The sequence below is a fragment of the Dellaglioa sp. CoH-56-MRSF-14 genome (assembly GCF_056782115.1).
In genome coordinates, this window is sequence record NZ_JBXAYB010000001.1 from 93,800 (window position 1) to 115,410 (window position 21,611).

22 protein-coding genes are annotated in these 21,611 nt (G+C 33.8%); 6 read left to right on the forward strand and 16 right to left on the reverse strand.

Annotated features, from left to right (window positions below; translation table 11 throughout):
• Nucleotides 1–85: 85 nt before the first annotated feature.
• A complete protein-coding gene (locus tag AC1RPX_RS00415; protein WP_481760913.1) occupies nt 86–229 on the reverse strand; it encodes a hypothetical protein in 144 nt (47 codons plus the stop codon).
• Between the two features lie 178 nt (nt 230–407).
• On the opposite strand from AC1RPX_RS00415, the gene AC1RPX_RS00420 reads away from it, so the two are divergent.
• Nucleotides 408–1,067 (forward strand): VTT domain-containing protein, encoded by a 660-nt coding sequence (locus AC1RPX_RS00420; protein ID WP_481760914.1) that lies wholly within the window; start codon nt 408–410, stop codon nt 1,065–1,067.
• A gap of 71 nt (nt 1,068–1,138) precedes the next feature.
• The gene (locus AC1RPX_RS00425) at nt 1,139–1,801 is read left to right on the forward strand and encodes a histidine phosphatase family protein (RefSeq protein WP_481760915.1); all 663 of its coding nucleotides are present in this window, start codon (nt 1,139–1,141) and stop codon (nt 1,799–1,801) included.
• A 46-nt stretch (nt 1,802–1,847) separates the two neighbouring features.
• Here AC1RPX_RS00425 and AC1RPX_RS00430 read toward each other — a convergent pair whose 3' ends face one another.
• Nucleotides 1,848–2,579, reverse strand: coding sequence for a deoxynucleoside kinase (locus tag AC1RPX_RS00430; RefSeq protein ID WP_481760916.1), 732 nt, complete (start codon nt 2,577–2,579; stop codon nt 1,848–1,850).
• 283 nt (nt 2,580–2,862) lie between these two features.
• Here AC1RPX_RS00430 and AC1RPX_RS00435 point away from each other — a divergent pair, with 283 nt between their 5' ends.
• Nucleotides 2,863–3,531 carry a histidine phosphatase family protein gene (locus tag AC1RPX_RS00435; RefSeq protein WP_481762398.1) on the forward strand — a complete coding sequence of 223 codons (669 nt, stop codon included), beginning with the start codon at nt 2,863–2,865 and terminating at the stop codon, nt 3,529–3,531.
• A 50-nt stretch (nt 3,532–3,581) separates the two neighbouring features.
• Here the strand turns inward: AC1RPX_RS00435 and AC1RPX_RS00440 are convergent, their stop codons facing one another.
• Nucleotides 3,582–5,381 carry an ABC transporter permease gene (locus AC1RPX_RS00440; protein WP_481760918.1) on the reverse strand — a complete coding sequence of 600 codons (1,800 nt, stop codon included), beginning with the start codon at nt 5,379–5,381 and terminating at the stop codon, nt 3,582–3,584.
• Between the two features lie 22 nt (nt 5,382–5,403).
• Nucleotides 5,404–6,159: an ABC transporter ATP-binding protein gene (locus AC1RPX_RS00445; protein WP_481760919.1), complete on the reverse strand. Its 756-nt coding sequence runs from the start codon at nt 6,157–6,159 to the stop codon at nt 5,404–5,406.
• A gap of 223 nt (nt 6,160–6,382) precedes the next feature.
• Between AC1RPX_RS00445 and AC1RPX_RS00450 the strand changes: the two genes are divergently transcribed.
• Nucleotides 6,383–7,825 (forward strand): APC family permease, encoded by a 1,443-nt coding sequence (locus tag AC1RPX_RS00450; RefSeq protein WP_481760920.1) that lies wholly within the window; start codon nt 6,383–6,385, stop codon nt 7,823–7,825.
• Between the two features lie 52 nt (nt 7,826–7,877).
• Here the strand turns inward: AC1RPX_RS00450 and AC1RPX_RS00455 are convergent, their stop codons facing one another.
• From AC1RPX_RS00455 to AC1RPX_RS00485, 7 genes are all read right to left on the reverse strand, one after another.
• Nucleotides 7,878–8,228: a hypothetical protein gene (locus tag AC1RPX_RS00455; protein ID WP_481760921.1), complete on the reverse strand. Its 351-nt coding sequence runs from the start codon at nt 8,226–8,228 to the stop codon at nt 7,878–7,880.
• A 219-nt stretch (nt 8,229–8,447) separates the two neighbouring features.
• Nucleotides 8,448–8,807: a hypothetical protein gene (locus AC1RPX_RS00460; RefSeq protein ID WP_481760922.1), complete on the reverse strand. Its 360-nt coding sequence runs from the start codon at nt 8,805–8,807 to the stop codon at nt 8,448–8,450.
• A gap of 267 nt (nt 8,808–9,074) precedes the next feature.
• Nucleotides 9,075–10,034, reverse strand: a complete 960-nt coding sequence (locus AC1RPX_RS00465) for an ABC transporter ATP-binding protein (RefSeq protein WP_481760923.1) — start codon at nt 10,032–10,034, stop codon at nt 9,075–9,077.
• Nucleotides 10,035–10,053: 19 nt separating this feature from the next.
• Nucleotides 10,054–11,121 (reverse strand): ABC transporter ATP-binding protein, encoded by a 1,068-nt coding sequence (locus tag AC1RPX_RS00470; RefSeq protein ID WP_481760924.1) that lies wholly within the window; start codon nt 11,119–11,121, stop codon nt 10,054–10,056.
• 10 nt (nt 11,122–11,131) lie between these two features.
• Nucleotides 11,132–12,157: an oligopeptide ABC transporter permease gene (opp3C, locus tag AC1RPX_RS00475; protein ID WP_481760925.1), complete on the reverse strand. Its 1,026-nt coding sequence runs from the start codon at nt 12,155–12,157 to the stop codon at nt 11,132–11,134.
• 2 nt (nt 12,158–12,159) lie between these two features.
• Nucleotides 12,160–13,089 carry an oligopeptide ABC transporter permease gene (opp3b, locus tag AC1RPX_RS00480; RefSeq protein WP_409021660.1) on the reverse strand — a complete coding sequence of 310 codons (930 nt, stop codon included), beginning with the start codon at nt 13,087–13,089 and terminating at the stop codon, nt 12,160–12,162.
• A 99-nt stretch (nt 13,090–13,188) separates the two neighbouring features.
• Nucleotides 13,189–14,832: a peptide ABC transporter substrate-binding protein gene (locus AC1RPX_RS00485; protein WP_481760926.1), complete on the reverse strand. Its 1,644-nt coding sequence runs from the start codon at nt 14,830–14,832 to the stop codon at nt 13,189–13,191.
• Nucleotides 14,833–15,131: 299 nt separating this feature from the next.
• Between AC1RPX_RS00485 and hflX the strand changes: the two genes are divergently transcribed.
• On the forward strand, nt 15,132–16,403 hold the full coding sequence (hflX, locus tag AC1RPX_RS00490; RefSeq protein ID WP_481760927.1) for a GTPase HflX: 1,272 nt from the start codon (nt 15,132–15,134) through the stop codon (nt 16,401–16,403).
• Nucleotides 16,404–16,549: 146 nt separating this feature from the next.
• On the forward strand, nt 16,550–17,887 hold the full coding sequence (locus tag AC1RPX_RS00495; RefSeq protein ID WP_481761139.1) for an APC family permease: 1,338 nt from the start codon (nt 16,550–16,552) through the stop codon (nt 17,885–17,887).
• A gap of 53 nt (nt 17,888–17,940) precedes the next feature.
• On the opposite strand, the gene AC1RPX_RS00500 is transcribed toward AC1RPX_RS00495, so the two are convergent.
• The 5 genes from AC1RPX_RS00500 to AC1RPX_RS00520 all read right to left on the reverse strand — a co-directional run bounded on the left by AC1RPX_RS00500 (nt 17,941) and on the right by AC1RPX_RS00520 (nt 21,564).
• On the reverse strand, nt 17,941–18,534 hold the full coding sequence (locus AC1RPX_RS00500) for an NADPH-dependent FMN reductase (protein ID WP_481760928.1): 594 nt from the start codon (nt 18,532–18,534) through the stop codon (nt 17,941–17,943).
• Nucleotides 18,535–18,659: 125 nt separating this feature from the next.
• A complete protein-coding gene (locus AC1RPX_RS00505) occupies nt 18,660–19,313 on the reverse strand; it encodes an amino acid ABC transporter permease (protein WP_409021664.1) in 654 nt (217 codons plus the stop codon).
• 17 nt (nt 19,314–19,330) lie between these two features.
• Nucleotides 19,331–19,969 (reverse strand): amino acid ABC transporter permease, encoded by a 639-nt coding sequence (locus tag AC1RPX_RS00510; RefSeq protein WP_481760929.1) that lies wholly within the window; start codon nt 19,967–19,969, stop codon nt 19,331–19,333.
• Nucleotides 19,966–20,793, reverse strand: coding sequence for a glutamate ABC transporter substrate-binding protein (locus tag AC1RPX_RS00515; RefSeq protein WP_481760930.1), 828 nt, complete (start codon nt 20,791–20,793; stop codon nt 19,966–19,968). Before AC1RPX_RS00515 ends, AC1RPX_RS00510 begins: the two co-directional genes overlap by 4 nt.
• 33 nt (nt 20,794–20,826) lie before the next feature.
• On the reverse strand, nt 20,827–21,564 hold the full coding sequence (locus AC1RPX_RS00520; RefSeq protein ID WP_409021667.1) for an amino acid ABC transporter ATP-binding protein: 738 nt from the start codon (nt 21,562–21,564) through the stop codon (nt 20,827–20,829).
• Between the last annotated feature and the right edge of the window lie 47 nt (nt 21,565–21,611).

Below are 21,611 nucleotides of genomic sequence, written 5' to 3' on the forward strand. Positions count from 1 at the left end.
CTCAATACCCCACTTTACATGATTTTATTAGGCCTAATAGTGTATCATTTTTTTATAATCAACTCAAATAGGCAACTAATTGAACTTATTTCTTATTTGGTAGGAATTGGTCAACTACGATTCCAACAGCTAATCCAATTAATGTTGCGACAGCAATTTTACTTATCACAATCCCAATAATTAGACCAATTAAAGTTGTCATTCCTGCAATTAAAGTGTGTCTAGTCATATTGACCTCCAAAAATTTAATATATCTAGTATACCAGTATCGAAACCTGTTTAACACTGGTGACCTCTTATAGTGAGACAAATCTTAATAAAAGCTAAATATCAGTTAAAATAATAGCCTTTTTTTTAATTTCAGTTTAATATAATGAGTAAGACTAAAACGATTGGAGGGCCTGACAATGTTCGAACAAGCTTGGTTTTTCTTCACCCATTTCGAAAATTATTTAGGACCTCTTTTCCAGACTTTAGGTAACTGGAGTTACTTAATTCTTTTTGTACTTATCTTTGCCGAAACAGGTCTTGTTGTTTTTCCTTTTCTACCTGGTGAGTCGCTACTCTTTTTCACTAGTTCCATTGCCGCCTACTCAACAGATACCATTGATATTCGGGTATTAGTCCCAATATTCTTTTTTGCCGCACTCTCTGGAGATGCCGTGAATTTTGAAATTGGTCGACATTTAAATAAATTACCTTTCTTTAAAAAAAGAATCCCCCCTGAAAAGATGGAAATCGCCAAAAGTTTTTTCAAAAAACATGGTGCAAAAACAGTCGTATTTGGACGCTTTATCCCATTAATTAGAACTTTTGTGCCACTTATTTCTGGTACTATTCAAATGAATTACAGACATTTTAGTATTTTCAACTTAATTGGCGTCTCACTTTGGGTAGCCATTGGAAGTGGCGTCGGTTACTACTTCGGCGCAATTCCATTTGTTAAGGATCATTTTTCTATTATTTTCCTTTCAATTGCCGGGATAGCATTACTTCCAGTGGTCTTAGCTGGGTTAGTACAACTTACGAAATTTTTACTTAGAAAAAAACTTGATGCTAAATTCTAGGATAAGCTTTTTAGAATAATCGTTTTCTTTAGCGTATAATGGGGCTATCACATAAACTTCAGGAGGTTCTCATGCCATTTACAGTCTATCTCGTTCGCCATGGTCAAACCATTTTCAATAAATATAATCGGATGCAAGGTTGGTCCGATTCACCACTTACAGAAAAAGGCATTAACGACGGCCACACTACTGGAAAAAAATTATCACAAATTCAGTTTGCTAATGCATACAGTAGTGATACAACCCGCGCAAATCGTACAGCTAACTACATTTTATCTGAAAATGAAAACTCTTCAGATTTAATTGTTACAACATCTGAGTTTCTTAGAGAGCAAGGCTATGGTTACTATGAAGGTGCCGATTCTTCTCAAGCTTGGTTTGTTGTTGGTAAGCCACATGGCGCTGCTAATTTCACTGAGATTTTGCAAAAATTTTCAATTGAAGAGGCACGTGACTTCTTCAAAGAAATCGATCCTTTCCATGATGCTGAAGACGATGCCGATTTTTGGGCACGTCGTAATAAAGGTTTTGATTTATTGCGTAAAGATGCTAAAGATGGCGATAACGTTTTAGTTGTCAGTCATGGGACAACAATCAGAAGTATCGTTTCTCATTTTGCACCCGAAATTGATATTACAATGAGCCCTAAAAACGGTAGTGTAACTAAGTTAATCGTTGATGACAATTCAGTTAAAGTTGAATATTTCAATCATCACGATGATGATAAAATCTAAATAAAAAAGGAGTAACCAATTTTTAAAATTGGTTACTCCTTTTAGTTTAAATTGATTTACGTTGTGTCTTGTAATCGATAACTTCTTTTTCAGATAAATTACCTAATTCTTGTAATTTATCTTCAATAATATTTAAAACAATATTACGATCAGCTTCATTTTCAACAAAATCGTATTTATCGCCATCAATAACTAAAAATTCAGAAACGTCATATTCTTTTTCCCAATCTTCATAATAGCGAAGTAATGTTTTATAGTATTCAACCAATGAGTGGTCAGTTTCAATTTGTTCATAATCACGGCCACGTTTTTGAATACGATTAACCATTGTTTCATAAGAAACTTTAATCATAACCATCAAATCGGGTGATTTTTTATGTGCAGCATAAGGTAACTCTTCAAGCATATTTTCTAATAAATCTTGATAGATGTTATATTCAACAGTTGTGGCATTACCCATTTCTGTATTCATCTTCATAAAAATAGCATCTTCATAAATTGAACGATCAAGAACATTATTATCTTCTTGCATTGCTGCTTTAATCATTCTGAAACGACGATTCAAAAAGAAAGTTTGTAATAAGTAAGCGTAGGGATTTGTTGCTTCCTTATCCCCTGCTTCACGTTTTTTTGCAGCGATTTCGTTACCTTTGTAAAATAAAGGTAATACCGGGTTATCTGTAACAGGTTCGTAAAAAGCCTCTACCCCAAGTTCTTCAGATAAAATTTTTGTCATACTAGATTTTCCTGAACCAATAATACCAGCCAACGTAATCAAAATAATAAACACTCCTTCTTGAATAGTTAATACAATTTATGCAGTTAAAACAATTAGATTTAGACTTGTAATTAATATCTCATTCGGTATCATCTTACTAGTAGTCATAAATAATCTCATATTTTAATTCTCCGTTTATTTAGTATACATTGGATTAAATAAAATAAAAGTCTTTTCTTTTTCTAAAATTAATGCATTAAGTGAGACTATTCATCAAAAACCAGACAGCTCTAAGTACCTTTTTTATTTACAAATTAAATATTTATTTATGAAAGGATTTCATATGTCATTTACCGTTTATATGGTTCGTCATGGCCAAACTTTTTTTAACTCTTTCCAGAGAATGCAAGGCTGGTGTGACTCTCCACTTACAGATAAGGGAATCAACGATGCCACCCATTCAGGAAAACTTTTACGCGATAAATCATTTAATGCCATTTATCGAAGTGACACAATGCGTACAAAAAAAACACTAAGCCATATTTTAAGTGAAACGAATGTTGAAGAAAATGCACAGTTAACACCAATTGAAACAGCACTTTTTAGAGAAGAATATTATGGCTCATTTGAAGGCCAAGATACTGCAGCTGTTATGCAAACAGTTGGTACACCTTTTAATTGTCAAACCTTCAATGATATTCTTGAAAAATATTCCATCGAAGACTCACGTGATTTCATAAAAAGTGCTGACCCTTTTAATTTAGCTGAAAATGACCAAGAATTTTGGAATCGCTATGATCATGCTTTTGATTTTTTACGCACTAACCAAAATAATAATGACAACGTTCTATTAGTTGGTCACGGGACAGCAATTAGAAGTATCGTTTCACGATACGCACCTAATATTGATATATCATCTAGTCCTAAAAATGGTAGCGTCACTAAATTAATCGTTCATCACGATACAATTGAAGTTAGCTATTATGGTAATTTTGGCGAACAACCCATCTAAATAAAGAGAGGTGAATACTCAGTTTTAAAAACTGAATATTCACCTCTTTTTTATTTTTTTAATACCATCCCTTTATATAAGGTAACTGTTACCCAATAATATCCCAAATAGAGAACTGCAAAAATAATAAATGGAATCGTTATATGTGAATATGGATCTGGAATTAATTCCTTGAACATTTGTAGTCCGAATAAAACGTGGATTACACCGACAATTCCAGGTAAGAAGAATAAGATGCCAATTTCGCGCCTAATTGATTTTTTCATTAGTCGTTGCTTAGCGCCTAATTGGTTCAATAAATCATATCGTTTTTTATCCGTTGCCGCACTAGACAATATTTTAAACATAAGAACACTTGCTAACATTGCCAACATCGCAACGCCTAAGAAGAATCCAATGAATTCTAATCCGCCATAAATGCCGTTAGCCAACTGATATACGACATACTTATTCATAAAATAAGATGAATTATCTAACTGATTTTTAGGTATTTCTTCGCTCAATGCTTTTAAGATTTCTTTATTATCTTTAAATGATGCTAACCTAACAGTATGGATACGTTGTGTCTTCGCCGAAACAGCTGAAAATGATGCGTCAGAGACAAGTACTGGATTTAACATATCAGGGGATTCCAATGTAGTTCTAACAGCATTTCCCCATAGATTATCCTCATTTTTAGCTGTCATTTTGGCAGGGTCAACTTTAATAAATTTACCGGTAGCCGTTCCCGTTTCCGTGAAATCAAGCGTGTACAATGGTGATTTCACAAAGTCAGATTTTTTAAAATAACGGACAGAACCAACTTTTTTTGCTTCATAAATGGACTCTTTTTTATCAGTCAATTGACTAAGTAATTTTTTCTCTTTTGTTGATGGATTTTGGACAACAACATCATATGGGGAAGTAGAAGTAGCTGTTTGATCAACCACACCAGAGAATCCCATCCCAACAGTTATTGCGCCTAATGCTAGTGCAAATAACATCGCAACCATTGTTAGAACCCGATTTAATGAACCTAATCGAAAGCTAAGTTGCCCTAATAAAAAGGTATTTAATTGCTTTTCAGAAAATCCCTTATTACGTTTTAATAATTGAACCAATCCACTAAATAATGAATTGAAAATTAAAAATGTCCCAATCAAAATTGTTACGACTGACCCAATAAATCCAGCCATTTGAAACAGTGCTAAATGACTTAATAAATAATAGCCACTTGCAATTAAACCTAATCCTAAGATACTTTGAATTAAGATATTATAAGATTTTAGCTTTTTACCTTGTGGTTGTTCTGCTTCATTTAATAATTTTAAGATAGGCGTTCTTAACAAGCTTTGTCGATTAAATATAGCAGCAATCATGAAAAGAATAACGAAGAAAAGCATTGTTATTAGGATTGCTGGGAAATAAAAAGCTTGAAAAGAATGCGGTGCAAGATCCATTTTATCTACTAAAAATTGGCTAACGCCATATGTCAGTCCAATACCAACTAAAATACCAACAGCTGTTGCAATTAAGCCAATAATTAAAGTTTCAGTGAAAATTAAGCGCCCAATCTTACGCTTTTTAGCGCCTAGCATCATGAACATCCCATAATCTCTTTGACGCATGCTCATTAAAAATGTATTCGCATAGATAATATAAAACAGTGTAATAATTGCAAGTAGTACAGAACCTACTTGGAAAATCATTGCTGCAAATTTTATCGTCGCATTTTGTTTAATAAATTCTTGATTAGTTGCTAATGCTTCAAACATGTAAAAGATTGCTGAAGCCATAATGAGTCCTGATAACAAGATTAGATAATCTTTAAAGCGACTCTTAATTCCAGTTAAGGATAATTTTAATAACATATTGTTTCCTCCCTTCTTAAAATTATTGTTCACTCTTAGCTAGTTCATTTAAAATTTCTTGATAAAACTCTGTTCGCGTATTCGTTCCTTGAATCAATTCTCGACCAATCTTACCATCTTTAATAAAGAGAATTCGTTGACAGTAACTCGCACTAACAGCGTCATGAGTCACCATCAAAATTGATACTTGATCATTTTTATTTAAACTTTCCATCGTTGATAGGAGTGACTTTGCACTTTTAGAATCCAAAGCACCTGTTGGTTCATCTGCTAATAAGATTGCAGGATTATGGACTAAAGCACGAGCTGCTGCAACTCGTTGCTTTTGGCCACCAGATAATTCAGTTGGAAATTGTCCAAGAACACTATCTATCCCCAGTGTTTTCGTTAATTTATCAATACGTTCTTGATATTTAGAAATAGACGCATTCTGTAATGATAGTGGCAATGTTATATTTTCAGCTGCCGTTAAGTTATCTAGCAGGTTAAAACTTTGGAAAATAAAGCCAATTTGTTGTGCTCTAAAATCTGATAGTTTATCGCCACGCATCATTGAGATATCCTGATTATTAATCTCAATTTGTCCTGAAGTCGGCTGGTCTAGTGTTGATAATAAGTTAAGTAATGTTGATTTACCTGATCCTGATGCCCCCATGATACCAATAAATTCACCCTGTTCGACAGAAAAATTAATCCCTTTTAAGGCTTCCGTTTTCTTCTCTTTATTCTTACCGTAGACTTTTTTAACATCTTTTGCGCTTACAACTATTTCTTTCATTTTATTAGTCCTCCATTTATATTTATCATTTTACTATATGTGTACTATTATACATAGTACACATTAAATAGCAATTTTTATTATCGTTAATTCTTAACTTAATTCTCATTAAAACGATTACATTTTATATTAATTTAATTTTTCATGGAAATTAATTAGTCAGTTCACTATACTTATAAATTGTTAGTTTAATTTACATAGTTATTTATCACGGGAGGTACTTATGGAAAACGAGAAAAAAACATTTATATCGTGGCCAGTTTTGGCATTAATGTCATTCGTAACAGTTATTGGCTTCGACGATATCGTCTATAACTTTCAAAATCAAGGTATGGGCGTTATTACATCTTGGATCATTTTATTGCTATTATATGTAATTCCCTATTCTTTAATGGTAGGACAATTAGGTTCCGTCTTTAATTCAGAAGGTGGCGGTTTAAGTTCATGGGTTCGCGGAACTCGTGGCGAAAAACTAGGTTACTTTACGGCATGGACTTATTGGGCTGCTTCGATTCCTTACGTTGTTGATACCGCTAATTCAGTCGTTGTTGGCTTTGGTTGGTTATTTAACGGAAGTAATGCACTCGAAGATAGTTTATCAACAGCTATGTTCGCGTTAATAACATTAGTAATCTTCGTTGGTTTCATTTTTGTTCAACGTTTCTTCAAAGGTTCATTAGAATTTTTAGGTCTTATTGGTGGTGGTACCATGTTCATCCTCACAATTTTATATGTTGTAATGGCATTTGGCTCATTATTAACACCTTCAGGTCGTATTGCAACAACAAATATGAGCTGGCACACACTAATTCCTAAATTTGATTTACATTATTTCACAACAATTGGTTTATTAATTTATGCGATTAATGGTGCAGAATTAATTGCGCCATTTGTCACAAAAATGAAAAAACCTAAAAAAGATTTCCCTAAAGCCATGATTATGTTAACCGTTATGACAATCTTCTTAACAGTTTTCGGCTCATTCGCACTTGGGATTTTCTTCAATGCCCATAACATTCCTAATGATTTTAAAATGAATGGTTCGTACTACGCATTCCTTCGTTTAGGAGATCAATTTCATATGGGTAGTTGGTTAATGTATGCCTTCGCTATTACTCAAATTGTGTACATGTGTGCTCTTCTAGCTGTTCTTCTTGACGCTATGACTCGCATGCTTATCTCTGACACAGGCGCTCGTTATATGCCTAAGAAATTACTTAAAGTTAACAAAGATGGTTTACCAATTAATGGGTACATTTTAACTTGTACTTTAAGTGCCTTCATTCTCTTCTTGGGTGTCTTCTTGCCAGATATGAATACAATCTTTAATTGGTTACTGAACTTGAATGGAATTATTTCACCAGGTGTCACTTGTTGGATTTTCTTCGCCTTCATGCAGATCCGTAAAAATAGTGCTAAATATCCATCAGAATATGTCTTCATTAAAAATGACAAATTAGCTTACGCTGTTGGTTTATGGTGCTTAGTTGTTACTGTTTTGGCAACAGTCTTTGGGATTATTCCTCAAGATGTCGAGATGGGTAGCTCACTATTCTACTACCAGTTAGCCATCAATATTATTAGTGTCGTTGTTCTTATCGGTCTTGGATTCATTATGCCAATGATTGCTGAACGTGAACGTAAAAGAGATGGTATTAAAGATTAAATTCAAAAACGCTATGACTACTTAATTAAAAGTAGTCATAGCGTTTTTGAATTTAATCTTTTATTATTATGCCATCTACACCTATTGACTCACAAATCGTTAAAAACCTCACATCTTCTAGATTTTCAAAATGAACGTGATAGTATTTAAACCACTCACGATATTCTTTATAGGTTGTTATAATTTGATTGGCCTCATTTTTATCATTTTTTAAATCATTGAATAGCGCTCTACGATCCTCATTAAATCCATAAAATGCTGTGTAAGTCGCAATACTTTCAAGAAACACATCAGAAATAATTTCCCAACTCATTTGATTCTCCGGAATATTTCTTTCCTCTAATAATAGCCTCACATCATACGGTAATGCGTTTACATTTTTTATTCCTTCACCTAAACTCATTCGATTACCCCCCGATAATTGCAATTAATATACCACACCCTTCTCATCGATAACAAGCACTTGGCTTGTTATCTATTTTAATTTTTTCTGCGTCTTATAAAAACAAAAAAAGCTTAACAATATTGTTAAGCTTGCCGTATATTTTAAGTTCGCATTTTAAGTTAAATTAATTTTATATTCTAACTTTTTTTTACTTAATTTCTTGTATGATAGCATTTCTTAATTATTACTTGCATATGCTTGTTGACCATCATACCATTCACAGACAGTTAGAAATCTTAATTTCGAAAAACAATTAACATTAGCCTGATATTTTTCGAACCAATTACGATAATACCGATATTGCTTAATTAACTGCGCGGCCTCTTCTGGATTTTGTTTCAATTCATCAAATAGCTGCTTTCTATCATCGTTAAATCCATAGAATTCAGTAAAATTAATTGTACTTTTAATAAATAAATCGAATAATACGGCTAAATCATTATCTTTTTCGCAGAGACGCCCCTCTTGAAAAAGTAATTGTACATCATACGGTAATTCTTTGTACGCTTCATTATATACTTCTGTATCATCTATCATGTTGGGTGCTCCCATTCTCCCCACCATATAAAACCCTTTGTTCCACATAACGTTTTAGTTGAACCTTTTATTCATTCCCAAATCAAAAAATAGTTATGTCGTTACCTAATTCTAATACATCTAGTATACATTATTTTATGCATAATTACCTAAAATTTTTATACTTCCTTTAATATATTTAAGATACTCATACAATTAATAGTTTACACCCTTTTTAAAATCAAAAAAGACCTTTTCAAAAATTCTTGAAAAGATCTTTCTGATTTATTATTCAGCTTCTTCTGCCAAAGTATTGGCAGCTCGTTCCTTATACATAGGGATTTCATCTTCACTTGCTAAAACAAAATGTTCTGGCGAAATTTCAACCATTCGACGTTTTTTACCATCTGCCTCAACTGACGAATCGTATGGTACTGGAATGCGATTACGTTCAAATTCAGGGTCAGGAACAGGAACGGCCGAGATTAAACTGGCTGTATAATCGTGTAAAGGATGTGTATATATTTCGTCTGCAGGAGCTATTTCTAATAACTTACCATAATGCATCACACCAATTCGATCACTGATATATTTAACCATTGATAAATCATGTGCAATAAACAAATATGTTAAGTTATGTTCAATTTGTAATTCCTTCAACAAATTAACAACCTGCGCTTGAATTGAAACATCTAATGCAGAAATAGGTTCATCTGCGATGATAAACTTAGGTTCTACAGCTAAAGCACGAGCAATACCAATACGTTGGCGTTGGCCACCTGAAAATTCATGGGGGTAGCGGCTAGAATGATCTTTATTCAATCCAACTGTTTCTAATAATTCTTCAACACGTTTCGCACGTGCTTCATCATTGGCAGCTAAATGGTGAATATCTATTCCTTCTGCCACAATATCTTTAACTTTCATTCGTGGATTTAGTGATGCATATGGATCTTGAAAAATCATTTGCATGTCACGGCGAAATTGTAATTTATCTTTTTTAGACTTAATTTTACGAATATCAACACCATCAAAATCAATTTTACCATCAGTTGGTTCATATAAATTGATGATACTACGACCTGTTGTTGTTTTACCAGACCCTGACTCGCCCACCAAGCCAAATGTCTCGCCTTCATAAATATCAAATGAAATATCATCGATAGCTTTCACTTCGTCTGGTTTGCCGACATTAAAATATTGTTTTAAATGACGGACTTTTAAAATTTTATTTTTCTTTTGTTCCACTATGTTCAGCTCCCCTTCCTTAGTTTTCTACCAAATTTTGATTCGCTTTAATTTTTGTTTCTTGTTGTTTTGCAAAAATTTTATACCGTCTTTGAATTTCAACTGGCGGCGTTACTTTAGGTGCATCTGGATGCAACAACCATGTAGCTGCTGCATGTGTTGGTGAAACATCGAAGAATGGTGGTTGTTGTTCTGTATCAATCTTCATAGCGTACTCATTCCGAGCGGCAAATGCATCCCCTTTTGGTGGATCCAATAAATCAGGAGGTGTACCTGGAATTGCGTACAGATGTTCACTATCAAGTGTTGGCATTGAATTCAATAAGCCCCAAGTATATGGATGTTGTGGGTTATAAAAGACCTCATCGACTGTCCCATATTCAACAATCCGACCTGCATACATAACCGCTACACGATTAGCCATACCAGCAACAACCCCTAGATCATGGGTAATGAAAATAATTGATGTTTCAATTTTTGCTTGTAATTCTTTCATTAATTCCAAAATCTGTGCTTGGATGGTTACATCTAAAGCTGTTGTTGGTTCATCAGCAATTAAAATTTCTGGATAACAAACTAATGAAATCGCAATAACAATTCGTTGGCGTTGACCACCAGAAAATTGATGTGGATAGTCCTTAAAGCGTTTTTTAGCATCTGTAATCCCAACTAACTTCAAAATTTCCAAGGCTTGCGCCATTGCTTTTTCTTTTTTTACATGTTTATGCTTCATTAATGGTTCAGCAATTTGTCTACCAATTCTCATAGTAGGATCTAAAGAAGTCATTGGGTCTTGGAAAATCATTGCGATATCTTTACCACGAATGTTTTCCATTTGTTTTTCTGATTTTTTAAGTAAATCTTCACCATGAAAAAGAATTTCTCCACCCATAACTTCTGCATTATTAGCTAATAATCCCATTAAACTTTTTGTTGTAACGGATTTACCGGAACCTGATTCACCAACGATTGCTAAAGTTTCACCTTTAGCCAGATGAAAACTAACATCACGTATGGCTTTAACATCTCCAGCATACGTATGAAAATTAATTTCTAGATTGTTAACTTCTAAAATATTTTCTGCCATTTTTCAACACCTACTCTTTCGTTTTTGGATCAAAGGCATCACGGAGTCCATCACCTAATAAGTTGAAGGCAACCATGATAATACATAAAACAATTGCTGGATACCACATTTGGTATGGTAAAAACTGGAAATTCTTTTGACCATCATTCAATAATGACCCAAGTGAAGCTTGAGGAGCACTAATCCCAATTCCGATGAAACTTAAGAAAGCTTCGAAGAAAATAGCACTAGGAATTGTAAACATTGTTTGAATAATAATCACACTCGATAAGTTAGGTAGTAAATGTTTCACTGCAATTTTTACGGGTGACTCGCCTAAAGTTCGAGCTGCAAGAATATATTCTTGATCTTTTAATTTCAACGTTTGTGCCCGAACTAATCGAGCCATCGTTGTCCAACCAGTCACTGCAATTGCTAAAATAATTGATGTTAAACCTGGTTTGAAAACCAATAACATTAAAACAATAACGACCAAGTTAGGTACCGATGAAATAATTTCGATGATTCGCTGCATGAATGTATCAACACGTCCGCCACGCCAACCGGACAAGATTCCATAAGCAACACCGACTCCTAAATCGACTAATGCAGCAACTAGTGCCACGATTAAGGAAATCTTAGTTCCATACATAATTCTTGATAACAAATCACGTCCAAAAACATCCGTTCCTAAAATAAAGTATTTATCTTTTGGAATACTATTTTGTTCATAAGCATCATACCAGCTACCTGATGATGTTTTTAACTTTCCATTTAATCCATCTATTGGTACACCAGGAATTTTAGGTGGTAAATTTGTATACTCAACATTTTGTTCTGTTGCACTATGTGGTGCTAAAATGGGGGATCCAAATGCCAAAATAAAAATTGCAACCAGGACCCAAAGTGAGATAAAAGCCCCTTTATTTTTCTTCAACCGACGCCAAGCATCCTGAACGAAAGTCAACGACGGTGCAGCAATTTTTTCATTATCAATAGCGTTATTTTTATCTAACGGTTCAAATGCATCTACTGGTAGGTCAATTTTATCTGCCATCGTTAATTTCTCCTTCCAGTTAATCGAATTCTTGGGTCAATAATACCGTAAATGATATCTGTTAATAAGATAACAACTACTAGTCCAGCTGAATAAAGCATTGTAACACCCATGATTGTGGGGAAATCATTTGTCAAAATTGATTTTACGAATTGTTCACCAATTCCAGGAATTGAGAATATATTTTCAACAACCATTGAACCAGTCATTAATGCAACCGTATAAGGGCCGATTAATGTTACTAAAGGAATTAAACTATTACGTAAAGCATGGTGGAATACAACGCCAAACTTTGTTAATCCTTTAGCCTTAGCCAGTTCAATGTAATCACTGCTTAGGACATCCACCATCTCGGTTCGAATGAACCTGGCCGTCTCCGCCAGTGGGCCAACCCCTAAAGCAATTGTCGGTAGAATCGTGTAACTGAATCCGCCCCAATCAGCAATTGGTAACCAGCCTAACTTTAATCCTACGTAATACTGTAATAAAACAGCTAAGACGAAAGAAGGAATTGAGATACCTAAGATTGATAAAATTGTTGAAGAAGTATCAATCCAAGTATTTTTGTTAATCGCACCAATGGCACCAATCACAATTCCAATAACTATTCCGAAGATGATAGCTTGTAATCCAAGTTGTCCGGATGGTCCAATACGGCTTGAAATTAGGTATGACACAGGTTGATTACTGTATTGGAATGACGTTCCTAAATCACCCTTAACTAATCCCACTAAGTAAATGAGATATTGTTGCCATACGGGTTTATTCAATCCATATTGTTCATTCATAATCTGTAATTGCTCAGTTGTCATTTTTTGCTGATTCGCATAAGGTGATCCAGGCATTAACTTCATTAAAAAGAAGGTAATGGTTGCGACTAAAAACAACGTCAGTAGCATATAAAAAATTCGTTTAACTAGGTATTTACCCATAATTCTGACCCTCACTTTTGCTTTATTATGTAATTAAAACAAGTCAGAATTAGCCGTGGTAGCTAACTCTCACTTGTTAAATTTTAACACGTTAATTAATTATTTAGTAACATAAGCATCTTTGAAATTGTAATTGATACCAGCTCCATTGTAGATAACACCTTTAACTGTTGATCTTAATAATTGAGCTTGAGCCATTTGGTAAAGAGGTGCAATTCCTTGATCTTTCATCAAGATTTTTTCAGCCTTAACTAAATCATCCCAACGTTTATCTGCATTACTTGCATCTGTTGTTTTTGAAGCTTTAATCAATGCATCATATTCACTATTTTTCCATTTACCTGCATTTTGTGAATTATCTGAAGTAAATAAATCTAAGAATGAGATTGGGTCTGAGAAATCAGCACCCCATGCTGTAACAACAATATCGAAATCACCACTAGTTGATTTTGCTAAACGTGATTTGAATGGGATATTTGTTAATGTTACATCCGCACCATCTAAGTTATCTTCAATCGCATTTTGTAAAAATTCATTTGTTTTCTTAGCTTTATCAGTATCATCACTTAGAAGTGAGAAACTAGCTTTTGTAACACCAACTTCTTTTAATCCTGCTTTCCATAATTCTTTTGCTTTTGCAATGTCTGTATTTGCAGTTGATTTAACGGTTGATTCTTTTGCAAAATCTTCGCCTGTTTTAGGATTTGAAGCAAGACCTGATGATACTAAACCTGTCGCAACAGTTGAGCCATCCCCTAAAATTTTATCAACAAATTGTTTTCTGTTGATAACTAATGAAATAGCTTGACGAATCTTTTGGTTATTAAATAATTTATTCTTTTGATTGTATTGTAAGTAGAACGTTGATGCTTGTTTACGTGTGATATAGTCTTTATCTGTTTTCAATGTTTTAGCTTGTTCAGCAGATAAATTCGTCATATCTAATTTTTGACTTTGGTATAAATTATAGCTTGTTGTATTATCTTTAGAAACTTGGAAATTCATTTGTGTTAGCTTAACTGCTTTTTTATCCCAATAAGTGTCATTTTTCTTTAGGTCCCAAGTTAAGTTAGTTCCTGTCCAATCATTTAATGTAAATGGACCATTGTAAACCATGTATTTGCTTTGTGTGCCATATTTAGAACCATACTTTTCAACAACTTTTTGATTTTGTGGATAGAACGTTGGGAAGCCCATCAATAATTTGAAATATGGTACTTTTTTATCAAGTGTTACAACTAATGTATGTTTGTCAGTTGCTTTGATTCCCAATGTTGATGGCGCCATCTTACCCGCGCTGATTGCATCATAATTTTTAATCCCTGAGAAGAGGTAACCATATTGTGAAGCTGTCTTAGGATTAACGGTCCGTTGCCATGAATAAACAAAATCTTTAGCCGTTACATCGTCTCCGTTGCTCCATTTTGAATCACGAAGTTTAAATGTATAAGTCATGCCATCTTTTGAAACGGTTGTTTTAGTTGCAAGTGCATTTGACACTTTACTGTTCTTACCAATTCTGTATAAACCTTCATTAGTATTGTTCAACATGTTAAAGCTAACTGTATCCGTTGCTGTCGATAAATCCATCGATGGTAATTCAGCTGTTTCAGACCAATTAATAACCTGTTTATCAGCGAGTTCTTTACTATCTGAAGATGAAGATTTAGATCCACACGCTGCCAAGACAATGACAGACAATGCTAGCACACCACTTAATTTCAAAACTGACTTTAACTTCATAATATGACCTCTCCTTTTTTATTTACCTTTTCTTAACGTAGGTTTATCTTACATTAGAAAAAGATTAAAATCAACATTAAACTCTAATTTAATTAAAAAGAGATTCAAGCGCCTTTAAAAAAGCCGTTTAACTATATAAAATATTCAACTCATAACATTTGCACGTTGTTAAAATGAGAGTTTGGCCATTTTTATTCATTAATTCTCATTTAATTCAGTTAACTTATTTTGATGTTCGAATATTTTTTTGAATAAATGTTATACTTAACCTATTAATTAAGTTCCACGAGGAGGTTCTCATGAAAGAAACTTATTCTACAGAAATACCAGTTATTGACGTTTTCATTGCTGGTATCGAAAAACAACGTGAAAATTTAGATTATACAATGTCTGAATTAGCTGCATTAGTCGAAGCTAACAACATGCATGCTGTTGAAGACATTCGTCAGAAATTAGATCGACCAACTGCTGCCCTTTACTTTGGTAAAGGTAAAGCTGAAGAATTCAAGACTGAAAGTGAAGCACAAGGTGTGAAAATTTTAGTTGTAAACGACGAATTATCACCAACTCAAATTCGTAACCTTGAAGCTGCATCAGGTATGGAAGTTATGGATCGTACAGGCCTGATTTTAGCTATTTTTGCTTCAAGAGCACAATCACGCGAAGCAAAACTCCAAGTTCAAATGGCTCAACTTCAATATCAGTTACCTCGTTTAAGAGGGATGCAAGATAAACTAGATCAACAATCTGGTGGTGGACTCGCTAACCGTGGTGCTGGCGAAACGAAGATTGAATTAGATCGTCGTGTGATTGAAAATCGGATTAACCACATTAAAAAAGATCTTGCTGAAATGGACAAAGAAGAATCTACTAGACGTAAACAACGTGATAAATCTGGTATTCCGACTGTTGCATTAGTTGGTTATACTAATTCAGGTAAATCAACGACAATGAACGGCTTGCTTCGTCTAATCGGACAAGATGATGACAAACAAGTTTTTGAAAAGAATATGTTGTTTGCTACATTAGATACAAGTGTCCGTAATATTCAATTTGAAGATAAAAAACAAATTTTATTGAGCGATACTGTTGGTTTTGTCAGCAAATTGCCTCACCAATTAGTAAAAGCTTTCCGTACAACCTTGGCTGAAGCTGCACAAGCTGATTTACTTATCCAAGTGATTGACGTGGCTGATAAACATGCTGAGGAAATGATTCAAACAACTGAAGATACATTAAAAGCTATTGGCGTCGAAAACATTCCGATGATTTATGCCTATAATAAAGCTGATTTAGCAAATATTGATTATCCTACTTTCTCAGATGATAAATTCACTTATAGTGCGCGTGATGAAAAATCACTTAATCAATTAGTAGATATCATTAAAAAGAATGTCTTTAAAGATAACGAAATTATGACTGTTCTTATCCCATTTGATAAAGGTCAACTTGTTGATTTAATCAATGAAAAGGCAACTATCTTAGAAACAGATTATGAAGAATCAGGTACAAAATTAAAGATTGATGCAACAAAAACTATTGCAACCCAATTGCAAGATTACATCGTTTAAAATAATTCTATAAAAAGAGTGCGTGAATCGGTCTGAAATAGCCGATTCACGCACTCTTTTTTGTCGTCATAATCATATCTAGTTTATTGCATGATTCCCGCTGTTATGCTAAAATGCAACTATTCATTTTAGAAAAGGAGGATTCAATTTTGGAAAAAAAACCAGCAGTTGGACTTAACAGATCGTTAGGTCTATGGTCAGCATTATCAATCGTAATCGGAACTGTTATTGGTTCTGGTATCTTCTTTAAACAAGCTTCGGTACTTGACTACACCGGCTCTACTACAAATGCCCTGCTCGCATGGCTATGTGGTGGTATCATAACCTTAACCGCTGGACTAACTGTTGCTGAAATTGGATCTCAAATTCCAGAAACCGGTGGATTATATATCTACATGGAAAAAATTTACGGTAAAATTTGGGGTTTCTTAGCTGGTTGGATGCAAGTTATCGTGTATGGACCAGCTATGATTGCTGCGTTAGGCGCGTACCTTGCTATTTTAATAGTAGATTTCTTTAGTATTCCAGCTGGTTATTCTCATTTAATCGCATTAATTGCAGTCATTTCTATTGGCTTCCTAAATATGCTATCAAATCGTTATGGTGCTTCATTCCAGATTATTACAACTATTTGTAAATTATTCCCTATTGCTGCTATTATTATTTTTGGTTTATTTTTTGGCAATGCAAATGCACTTGGCCAATCTGTTGCAACTGTCAGTCACTCTACAAATAATTTTGGTGTTGGTATACTAGCTACTTTATTTGCTTATGATGGTTGGATTCTGATTGCTAATATGGGTGATGAAATTAAAAATCCTAAAAAGACATTACCTAGAGCTATTGTTTTAGGAATTTCAATTGTTCTTCTTATTTATATTCTTGTTTCGTTCAGTATTATGCGTGTCATGCCTGCTAGTCAAATCCATCAACTAGGCGAAAATGCAACACCACAATTTGCTAAGATTGCCTTTGGCCAACTTGGTGGAAAAATTATGAATATCGGTGTCATTATTTCTATTCTTGGTTGTATGAACGGTAAAATCATGACATTCCCTCGAATTATGTGGGCAATGGGTAAGAACAAACAATTACCTTTCCATAAAGAAATATCTTATTTACATCCAAAATCACATTCACCTGTTATTGCAACATGTGTGGCTTTAAGTATTGCAGCGATTATGATTTTATTTTTTGATGCTGATCGCTTATCTGAAATTTGTATTTTTACAGTTTATTGCTTTTATGTTATGACTTTCGTCGGCCTCTTTATCTTACGCCGTCGGAATAAAGGAACAGATTTAAAACGTGTTTTCTCAGTTCCATTGTTCCCCATAACACCTATTGTTGCTATCTTAGGTGCAGCCTTCGTTTTAGTTAGCGAAGTTCAATCAGATATTGTAGGTGTTTTAATTTCATTTACAATTGTTGCACTTGGTATCCCGGTTTATTTATACGAAACACATAAAAATAAAGATCTATAATAAAAAATGTGTAATGACAGCTATTGTCATTACACATTTTTATTTTTAATTCATCATTTTCCGGGAAAAGGATTATTCACAAAAAGTTGTGTATAAAATTTAATTTCTTGCAAAGTCTGAGCAATTTTATTTTTTGTATAATCTGTTAACTTAGCATCGTTATTTAGTTGTCCATCTTCATTAAATGTTTGATCAACTATTCCCAATAATGTTGGCGTAGGCAACGTGATAAATCCTAATCGATTCAAAATAGGTACTAATTCAGCTGTTGCAAATTGTGCACCGCGCATGTTATCTGAGTAGCCCACAATCTTAACTGGTTTACGTTGCCCTTCAAAAGCCAAATAATCGATTGCATTTTTCAAAACGGCTGGAATAGCATGATTATATTCAGGCGTTAAGATAATAAAGCCATCTGCCGCAGCTACATCCGCTATCCATCGTGCTTCATTTTCAGGTAGTTGTCGATTTTCATTTTGCATAGGTGCCAATTTTTCGTGGAAGAAGGTTAACTGATAGTCACTTAATTTTAGAAATGAAAATTCAACATTATCCTGATTTTTTGCTACTCCTTCAATATACTTAATGACCCTTTTACCAATAGAATTCTCTCTTGAACTCCCTAGAATAACAGCAATTTTCACCATGACATCATCTTCTTTCTAATTTATTTTTCAATCAAACAAACCGTCATTTTATGCCGATTCTACTAACTAATAAAAATGGTTGCTAAAATCTATATAGATTTCAACAACCATTTTTATTTTATTGTCTACGCTAAGCGTCTTTCTAAGTATCTTGAAACCAATGATAGTGCATAACAAACGACGAAGTACATCACTGCTAAAGCGACGAACATTGGAATAACATAATTAGTATTTTGACCGTATACTAATTGTGCATGATACAGTAACTCTGGTAAAACAATGATAGTAGCCAATGACGTATCTTTAATTAATGAGATAAATTGACTAACCAATGGTGGAATCATTTTCTTTAAAGCTTGTGGTAAGACAATCACACGCAGACCTTGCCAATAAGTTAGACCATTTGCGCGAGCACCTTCCATTTGTCCGGGTTCAACAGCTTGAATACCACTTCGAATGATTTCAGCTAACATTGCTGATTCGAAAACGGTCATCGCTAACGTTGCTGACCAGAAAATTGATAACCGAATACCAACATTTGCTAAGCCAAAATAAACGAAAAATAAGATTAAAAGTAATGGTAAATTTCGAATTAAATCAATTATAAAACCAACTATAGCAGATAAACGTTTTACTTTAATATATCGTGTTAGGCCTAGAATAGCGCCAATTATAAAACTGAAAATAATTGAAATAACTGAAACTTCGATTGTTACTAATAATCCTTGTAGTAAGTAGCGAATATTTTCCCAACTATATGCTGCAATAAAATCTGACATATTTTTCTAGACCCCCTTTAACTTAATTTCTTTTCTAAATGTCTCATGTAATAACTTAATGGCATCGTGATAATTAAATATAACACCCCAACGATAATGTACGTGTTGATTGTATCAAATGTTGTTGATGCGATAATATCACCTTGGTACATTAAATCAAATCCAGCAACGAAGGCTAAAACTGAAGAGTTTTTTACCAAATTAATGAACTGATTACCCAAAGGTGGAATCACATATTTAAATGCCTGGGGTAAAATAATATGAAACATCGATTGCATGAATGTTAACCCGTTTGAGCGAGCACCTTCCATTTGTCCAGGATCAACAGCTCTAATCCCAGCACGAACTGTTTCTGCAATAAAGGCAGATGTGTAAATCGTTAGTCCGATTGTTCCAGCTGTAAATCCGTTGATATTCGTAACGTACATAGGTACCACAACGTAGAAAAACATTGCAACAACCAATAACGGAATATTTCTAAATATTTCAATATAGATACGTGCAATAATTTTTAAAATTCGATATGGCATTTCTTCCAAAATTGCAAAGAACGAACCTATAATTAAACTAAAAAATAATGCGAGTACACTTGAACACAATGTATAGCCAAGTCCTGTTAATAAGGCTTGCCAATGTTCTGTAAAAATCGTAATCATTGTTGACTCGCCTCCTTCACACTAAATCCTGGAATATCGCCAAACCATTTGTTTAATAATTTTTCATACGAGCCATCGGCACGCATTTCAGCTAAAGCCTTATTAACTTCATTCTTAAATTCACCTTGGCCTTTATCAATCGCAATTCCGTAAGGTTCATGCGTAAAAGTACCACCAACAACAGCAAAATCAGAATTCTCTTTAACCATCCCATATAAAATACCATTATCAGTTGTTAAAGCATCACCTTGACCAGATTTTAGTGCGGTTAATGCTTGCGCATAATCATCTAGTTCCAGCACTTCTGCTTTAGGTGCATACTTCTTCATGTTAATAACTGAAGTTGAACCCTTAACACCTAAAACAACCATACCGTCTTTATTCAAATCTTTTACGGATTTAATTGAGCTTGTTCTTTTAACTAAAATAGCTTGTCCGGCAGCAAAATAAGAGTTAGAAAAATCAACTTGTTTTTCACGATCTTTAGAAATGGACATCGTCGCAATAATTGCATCAATATTTCCATTTTTCAAAAGTGGAATTCTTGTTTTACTTGTTACCTGAACAAAATTAGCTTTACCATCTTTACCTAAGATTTTTTTTGTCACTGCCTTAGCAATATCAATATCAAATCCTTGGATTTCACCGGTTTTGATGTTCATTAAACCAAATAACTTCGTATCTGCTTTAACACCCCAGTTAATTGTTTTTGTTTCTTTAGCTGTTGTTGCAATGTTGGCTTTACTTTGCGCTCCACAGCCTGCAATAACTAATACCATAGCTATACTCATAAACAATAAGCTAATTTTTCTTAATTGTTTCATATTTTAATCCCCACTCTCACAGTCTTGAGCTCCTTAATGTTTAATAATTTTACTCAAGAATTTTTTTGCACGTTCTTCTTTTGGATTGTCGAAAAATTCTACTGTTGTATCATCCTCAAGAATTTGACCATCAGCCATGAAAATAACACGATCGGCTACTTCACGAGCAAAGCCCATTTCATGAGTTACAACAATCATTGTGATCCCATCATTTTTAGCGATATCTTTCATAACTTTTAAAACATCGTCAATTGTTTCAGGATCTAATGCAGAAGTTGGTTCATCAAATAATAGCGCCTTAGGTTTCATAGCTAGACTACGGGCAATGGCAATTCTTTGCGATTGTCCACCTGATAACATTCTAGGATATGATTGTGCTTTATCATCAAGTCCAACTGTTTTTAATAAATCCATTGCGATTTTTTTATTTTCAGCTTCATCCCGTTTTAAAACTAAACGTGGTGCAAGCATAATATTTTCTAAAACAGTTTTGTTTTCGTACAAGTTAAAATGTTGAAATACCATCCCAACATTTTTTCTGATTTTATCAATATTCGTTTTCTTATCTGCTAAATCAAAATTATCAACTAATAGTTGCCCCTCGTTAACTTGCTCTAAACCATTGATAGTTCTGATTAATGTACTTTTTCCAGAACCAGATGGCCCGATAATAACGACGACTTCGCCTGCTTCAACTTTTAAATTGATATTCTTCAATGCGTGAAATTTATCGTAATATTTCTCCACATTTTTAAATTCGATCATTGCCATACTCTCAATCCCCTTCTCTTAACTCTTTTATTCTTTTTTGTGATACT

Bases quoted from the DNA above. Each gene is read 5' to 3' on its own strand.
- AC1RPX_RS00460 (WP_481760922.1), bottom strand. From the start codon at position 8,807: ATGATAGATGATACAGAAGTATATAATGAAGCGTACAAAGAATTACCG.
- AC1RPX_RS00485 (WP_481760926.1), bottom strand. From the start codon at position 14,832: ATGAAGTTAAAGTCAGTTTTGAAATTAAGTGGTGTGCTAGCATTGTCT.
- AC1RPX_RS00440 (WP_481760918.1), bottom strand. From the start codon at position 5,381: ATGTTATTAAAATTATCCTTAACTGGAATTAAGAGTCGCTTTAAAGAT.
- AC1RPX_RS00450 (WP_481760920.1), top strand. From the start codon at position 6,383: ATGGAAAACGAGAAAAAAACATTTATATCGTGGCCAGTTTTGGCATTA.
- AC1RPX_RS00455 (WP_481760921.1), bottom strand. From the start codon at position 8,228: ATGAGTTTAGGTGAAGGAATAAAAAATGTAAACGCATTACCGTATGAT.
- AC1RPX_RS00420 (WP_481760914.1), top strand. From the start codon at position 408: ATGTTCGAACAAGCTTGGTTTTTCTTCACCCATTTCGAAAATTATTTA.
- AC1RPX_RS00445 (WP_481760919.1), bottom strand. From the start codon at position 6,159: ATGAAAGAAATAGTTGTAAGCGCAAAAGATGTTAAAAAAGTCTACGGT.
- AC1RPX_RS00425 (WP_481760915.1), top strand. From the start codon at position 1,139: ATGCCATTTACAGTCTATCTCGTTCGCCATGGTCAAACCATTTTCAAT.
- AC1RPX_RS00435 (WP_481762398.1), top strand. From the start codon at position 2,863: ATGTCATTTACCGTTTATATGGTTCGTCATGGCCAAACTTTTTTTAAC.
- hflX (WP_481760927.1), top strand. From the start codon at position 15,132: ATGAAAGAAACTTATTCTACAGAAATACCAGTTATTGACGTTTTCATT.
- AC1RPX_RS00505 (WP_409021664.1), bottom strand. From the start codon at position 19,313: ATGTCAGATTTTATTGCAGCATATAGTTGGGAAAATATTCGCTACTTA.
- AC1RPX_RS00470 (WP_481760924.1), bottom strand. From the start codon at position 11,121: ATGGCAGAAAATATTTTAGAAGTTAACAATCTAGAAATTAATTTTCAT.
- opp3C (WP_481760925.1), bottom strand. From the start codon at position 12,157: ATGGCAGATAAAATTGACCTACCAGTAGATGCATTTGAACCGTTAGAT.
- AC1RPX_RS00415 (WP_481760913.1), bottom strand. From the start codon at position 229: ATGACTAGACACACTTTAATTGCAGGAATGACAACTTTAATTGGTCTA.
- AC1RPX_RS00520 (WP_409021667.1), bottom strand. From the start codon at position 21,564: ATGGCAATGATCGAATTTAAAAATGTGGAGAAATATTACGATAAATTT.
- opp3b (WP_409021660.1), bottom strand. From the start codon at position 13,089: ATGGGTAAATACCTAGTTAAACGAATTTTTTATATGCTACTGACGTTG.
- AC1RPX_RS00515 (WP_481760930.1), bottom strand. From the start codon at position 20,793: ATGAAACAATTAAGAAAAATTAGCTTATTGTTTATGAGTATAGCTATG.
- AC1RPX_RS00500 (WP_481760928.1), bottom strand. From the start codon at position 18,534: ATGGTGAAAATTGCTGTTATTCTAGGGAGTTCAAGAGAGAATTCTATT.
- AC1RPX_RS00510 (WP_481760929.1), bottom strand. From the start codon at position 19,969: ATGATTACGATTTTTACAGAACATTGGCAAGCCTTATTAACAGGACTT.